At 52.8% G+C, this 5,735-nt stretch carries 3 protein-coding genes and 1 pseudogene; 2 read left to right on the forward strand and 2 right to left on the reverse strand.

The genetic code is table 11. The features are described 5' to 3' along the window. Both H6F43_RS14190 and H6F43_RS14195 read left to right on the forward strand, forming a co-directional pair. Positions 1-141 (forward strand): annotated as a pseudogene (locus tag H6F43_RS14190) (photosystem II protein D2); the annotation flags it as partial. A gap of 654 nt (positions 142-795) precedes the next feature. Then, positions 796-2,436 carry an HD family phosphohydrolase gene (locus H6F43_RS14195; protein WP_190343389.1) on the forward strand — a complete coding sequence of 547 codons (1,641 nt, stop codon included), beginning with the start codon at positions 796-798 and terminating at the stop codon, positions 2,434-2,436. 11 nt (positions 2,437-2,447) lie between these two features. Here the strand turns inward: H6F43_RS14195 and H6F43_RS14200 are convergent, their stop codons facing one another. Both H6F43_RS14200 and H6F43_RS14205 read right to left on the reverse strand, forming a co-directional pair. Further along, the gene (locus H6F43_RS14200) at positions 2,448-4,775 is read right to left on the reverse strand and encodes an ATP-binding protein (RefSeq protein ID WP_190343390.1); all 2,328 of its coding nucleotides are present in this window, start codon (positions 4,773-4,775) and stop codon (positions 2,448-2,450) included. Between the two features lie 309 nt (positions 4,776-5,084). Next, positions 5,085-5,735: hypothetical protein (locus H6F43_RS14205; RefSeq protein WP_206754568.1), on the reverse strand; the 651-nt coding region annotated here is incomplete at its 5' end.

The following is a 5,735-nucleotide window of genomic DNA, read 5'->3' on the forward strand; positions in this document are numbered from 1 at the left end:
GAGGACCCGGAGTTTGAGACGTTCTACACCAAGAACATTTTGCTGAACGAGGGCATCCGTGCGTGGATGGCACCGCAGGATCAGCCCCATGAAAACTTTATCTTCCCCGAAGAAGTTCTGCCTCGCGGTAACGCGCTGTAGAGCTAGGTTTTCGTTGGTGAATTCTGTGCCCCTACCAATTTGGTGGGGGCATTTGTTTTGCTCCCTTCGTCCACCTTAAAATTCACGTTTGGCATTTCCCACACTCTGCATTTCCTGTGCTACATTAATGGAAGGTGAGTGATTCGATGAATCAACACCTTTTCAACCTCTTGAAATTGAGTCCGCTTAGGCAACAAGGAGGTGATGCCCATGCAAGATAGTAGTAAATGCCTGGGTCGTCAATCTGGAGTTAGCCGGCTGCGCGCCGGGGCTGTTCTCTAACAGTCAACCCTAGCTTTCAATGACGATCTCGTTAGCGAAAGCACCAGGTTGATTCGGAGTTCCTTCCGGCAGTCTGGTTCCAGTTGAAGACCCGCTACACCGCTCCTGCAATAGACGTTCTTAAAACTGAACGCCTTAGCAGGAGCGGATAGTTTTTTAAAGGGCTGTATTAAGTCTTCGTGTGGACTCTTATAAACTTGATTGCACGGTTTATTCTATTGACAGGAAGGTACTGTAAGTACCGTTAGCGCTTCTTCAAGGAGAGGGCTAGGCAGGAAGTTTGGATTCGATGCCTAGTAAGGCGCTTTAAAGCGGAATTTTGGGTTGCTTCGCAAGTTCGTTGGTTTCGATCGCCATTTTCAAGGTTGAAGTATGACGGCTAGTCAGATTTTTCTGCGTGAGGCTGCGGAGCGCGCAGACCTAGTTGAGCAGCTTTTGGCGATTGGCACGGCACTGTCTAGCACGCATGACCTTGGAGAATTACTAACGCTGATTTTAACGAAGAGTCGCGAGATTACCAGTAGTGACGCTGGCAGCGTGTATGTGGTAGACCGCAGCAGCGAAACGCCGACACTGTGGTTTAAGGTGGCGCAAAACGATTCTCGTCCGGCTGTTGCCTTTCAAGAATTTCCCATGCCGTTGACGCCCCGCAGTTTGGCTGGCTATGTGGCGCTGACGGGCAAAAGCCTTAATCTTCCTGACGCTTACGCGCTGCTGTCTGACGTTCCGTATGAGCTCGATCGCAGTTTCGATCGCAGCATAGCCTACCGGACTTGCTCAGTGCTAGTGCTGCCGATGCAAAATCAGGAGCACGAAACCATTGGTGTACTTCAGCTCATTAACCGTAAGCTGCATCCTCACACGGTAATCACGCCAGAAAATGCTCTGGACGTGACGTTGCCATTCTCAGATTGGGAAGAGCGAATTTTGCGATCGCTTGCCAGTCAAGCGGCGATTTCGATCGAGCGCAACCAGCTACAGGAGAGCATCGAAAACTTGTTTGAGGGCTTCGTTACAGCGTCGGTACAAGTCATTGAAGCGCGCGATCCCTGCACCTTTGGGCATTCCGAACGGGTTGCGGATTTAACGGTGCGGCTGAGTGAAGAGGCCAGCGCGGTTCATTTAGGTCCGCTGCGGTCCATTCATTTCAACGAGCGGCAGCTACAAGAAATCCGCTATGCAGCCCTGCTGCACGACTTTGGTAAAGTGGGCATTCCAGAGGCAATTCTGGGCAAACCGAAAAAGCTGTATCCGACTCAGCTTGATCTGGTGCGGCAGCGGTTTGCCCTAGCGCGACGGACGCTGGAAATGGACTGTGCTCAGACAAAATTTCGCTACTTGGTTGAGCACCCCAGTCATACGATCGCTCACCCCCCGGCTACGGACGCGACGTGTTTGCATTGTCAGCAGTTGCAGCAGGTCGATCGCGAGTTAGACGGAACGATCGCCCAGCTTGAGCGCTACTGGGACGTTCTCTTAGCGGCAAACGAACCGCATGTTCTCGCTGAGAAACCCTTGGCGCAGCTACAAGAGCTTGCCCGCCAGACCTATCGCGATGTGGATGGGCAAGAGAAGCCGCTGGTTACTTCCGATGAGATGGCTCAGCTTATCGTTCCTAAGGGCAACTTGACCGACGCAGAGCGTCAGCTAATTCAGGCGCATGTGACGTTTACCTATGAGTTCCTCAAGCGCATTCCCTGGACTCGTCAGCTTCAGGACGTTCCCATGATTGCTTATGGACATCACGAGAAATTGGATGGCTCTGGCTATCCGCGCGGGCTGAAGCAGGCAGAGATTCCCATGCAGTCTCAGATTATGGCGATCGCGGACATCTACGACGCGTTGACCGCAGGCGATCGTCCTTACAAGCGGGGACTCCCCGTTGCCGCTGCGATCGGGATGCTGCGGCAGGAGGCAGCCCAATTTAAACTCAACCGGGATCTTGTGGACCTATTTGACCAGCGGCAAGTTTTCTCGGTGCTAGGACACTTCCGCAGTCCCGTTTTGGATTGATCAAGCCGCGGTTACTGACGCACCGGAATTTCAATCCGGAATTCTGTTCCTTTTTCAGAAGAAGACGTACACGAAAGCTGTCCCTGATGCCGCTCAACCACAATTTGATAGCTGATAGAAAGCCCTAAACCTGTGCCTTTACCGACAGGTTTCGTCGTGTAGAACGGATCAAACAACCGCTGCTGTTGTGCTTCAGTCATACCACAGCCGTTGTCGGCAATGCGAATAAGAATGCGATCGTCGTCTTGCTCAGTACAAATTTGGATGCAGGGAGTAAAGGAGGCTTGAAGGTCGGATTCAGAACTGCTCTGTTCCTCAGGTTCCTGACTGCTTCCCACCTCTAGCGCGTCGATCGCGTTGGACACAATATTCATAAACACCTGGTTCAGCTGTCCTGGATAGCAATCAACAAGGGGTAAGTCGCCGTACTGTTTGAGTACCATAACTCCTGCTGTCTTCAGTCGGTGCTGCAAAATCAGCAGTGTGCTCTCTAGCCCATCGTGGATGTTGACAGATTTTTGCTCGGCTTCGTCCATGCGTGAAAAGATCCGCAGCGATCGCACGATCGATTGAATCCGCTCTGCTCCAACCCGCATCGATGTGAGTATTTGCGGCAGATCGCTTTGCAGGAAGTCAAGATCAATCTCGTCAATAACCGATTGCACCTGCGGCACTGGAGGAGAATAGTGCTGCTGATAGAGATGGACTAAGCGCAGTAAATCGTTGGCGTAGGTGTTGGCGTAGGTAATATTGCCATAGATGAAGTTAACCGGATTGTTAATTTCGTGGGCAACGCCTGCGACAAGCTGTCCCAAACTCGACATTTTCTCCGCCTGAATCATCTGCCGTTGAGTTTGCTGTAATTCCGTCAGCGTCTCTTGTAATTTGTCCGCTTTGGTCTGAATACTGGTGTAAAGATCTGCCTGATTCAGCGCGATCGCTAACTGCCCCATTACAGCTTGCAGACAGTCCACCTCTTCATCACTCCAGTAACGCACCTCTGCGCTGTGACTACAGCTAATCACGCCAATCAAACCCGCTTGGATCTGCATGGGAATAACCAAAACAGAGCGAAATCCCATGCCGCGCACAAATGATCGCCACACCTGATCCTCCACCTGTTCGGCATCAGGCATACACAAAACCTCTAGGTCTAAAAGCCGCTCCGCTAAAGGACCAACGGATGCCGCTGGATAGCATCCAGTCAAGTCAGGAAGTCCTGAATGGCGTGTTTCTTTAATAATTTCCCAGTAAGGGTCCGTAGCATGGGTGTGATACCAGGCAAACTGGCAGCGATCGACCTCTAAAAAGGTTTGAACTTCTTGCAGCGCCGTGGTCAAGATCGTGTCAAAGTCCAGAGAGGTACGGATTTGGCTAATCAGGCGAGTAATCAAGTGTGCCTGCTGCTCCGACTGCTGCAAATTATCCTGCGTCAGGACTTGCTCGGTGATATCGATTCCAACACCCCAGCCCGCCCAGCCAGGAATGGGGAACTGATCGGATAAATTCGACCACAGCACCGTTTTAGTGCTGCCATCTTTGCAGCGAATCTTCCACGCCCAGTCGCGAAAGTCATTGCCGCGCTGTGCCCACTCTGCCAGCATGCGATCGCGATACTCCTGATCGGGATACAGCAGCTCCATTGTGTTTGGGTTGCCAATAATCTCGGCAGCGCTGTACCCTGTAACGCGCTCGCACTCGCTGTTCCAGATAATGGGGATACCGTCTGCGTTGAAAGCGTCCAGCATTACAGGCATGTTTTGCAGCACCAGTCGCAAACGTTCTTCGTTCTCGCGCTGCGCATCTCCTATCAGCTTTTGTTCAGTGATGTCAATATTGACGCCGAGAATGCCGCGCAACTCCTTGCCCTCTCGCACAGGAGCCAGCATAATCCAACTAACGCAGGGTCCCGCGTCGGTAGAGGTGCGGCTTTCGACTTGCACAAGCTCTCCTGCCAGTGCTCGCTCGTGCAGTTGCTTCCAAAATTGAAAGCGATCGGCTGGCATGTCCAATTCGTCCAAGCGTTTGCCCACCAGATCGCCCCAGCGCTGGATATCGATCGAGTTTTGCATCACGTAGCGATCGTCCATATCGCATGCCCAGAAGCCAAAGGGCAGGTTATCCACAAGCGTACTCAGACGAGCTTCGCTCTGACGCAGGGCGGCTTCTGCTTCCTCACGAGCCGCTTTTTCGGCCTCCAAAGCAGCTCTGAGCTGTGCCAGTTCTGCTGCTTGTGCTTCAAGCTGCTGCGCGATTGGCTGAGGAATAGATTGTGGCAGAGGAGTTTCGATCTGAGCCGTCAAATTGGCAGCGGGCGTCTCACGGTCTGGAAATTGCATGATTGGAGTCAACCGTTGAACAGGGACACAAGGGAGCAGAACTTCTCCGCCTCAACCAGCTGAGCGATCGACCGTTCATCAAACGATGCGCACTCAATCGCTATTGTTCCAATAAGTATCCAATAAGGCGTTGAGTCGCAAACAACGGATACCAGCACCTGACGGATTTGTCATTAACCGCATCCAGTGTTCCCAGTTTCCTATCAGCCCCTCAAATTTAACCGTGCGGTTAGTGCATTAAGTACAACGCAGCCAGTCGTTCATTAAACGACTGGCTGCGCAAACAAAACCATCCAAGAACGATCGCTACTACGGTGTGGGAGACGCTGGAGCGGGTGCAGTTGTTGGGTCGGTTGGAGCAGGGGTGCTCGTTGGGTCAGTCGAAGGGGTGACCGTTGGAGCGGGGGTAAATGCGCCTGGTGTCGTCGCGTAGGGAATAAAGGTTGGGTCAAGATCACGTGGAAAATCGCTGGCATCAATACAACTCGTTAGGGCTTGAGCAGGAGCCAGCTTCGTGGCAACCGTTATCCCGCGTACACAGTTAGAGTAGCGCTGAGGCAGCAAGCTGCGGCGGCAGCTATTCAATGCATCGCCTGCCGCAACCCCGTTGACTTCGCGGCGAATCTCGGTCACGCAAGTAGCCATATCCACAGGGCGGCGCACCTGACGGCAAGCTGACAGCGCATCCGCAGCGGCGATCGTTCCACCCTCGCTAGTACGACGAACGCAGACTCCCAGATCGTCGGGTCGGAACGCTCTGGAGCAGGCGGTTGCAGCTTCCTCAGACGTGATCTGGAGTCCGGTTAGATCAGACACGCAGCGTTGATAGTCGCGGCGGCTAGTTTCACTGTCGCCAAATCCAAAAATTGCCAGTGCGGGTGAGGCGGCTACTGTAAGCAAGCTAACGATCGTGCTGATACAGGCAAGATTCTTTATGGACATCACGCTGGATGAAGATGG

The organism is Leptolyngbya sp. FACHB-36 (assembly GCF_014695955.1).
GTDB lineage: Bacteria > Cyanobacteriota > Cyanobacteriia > Leptolyngbyales > Leptolyngbyaceae > FACHB-36.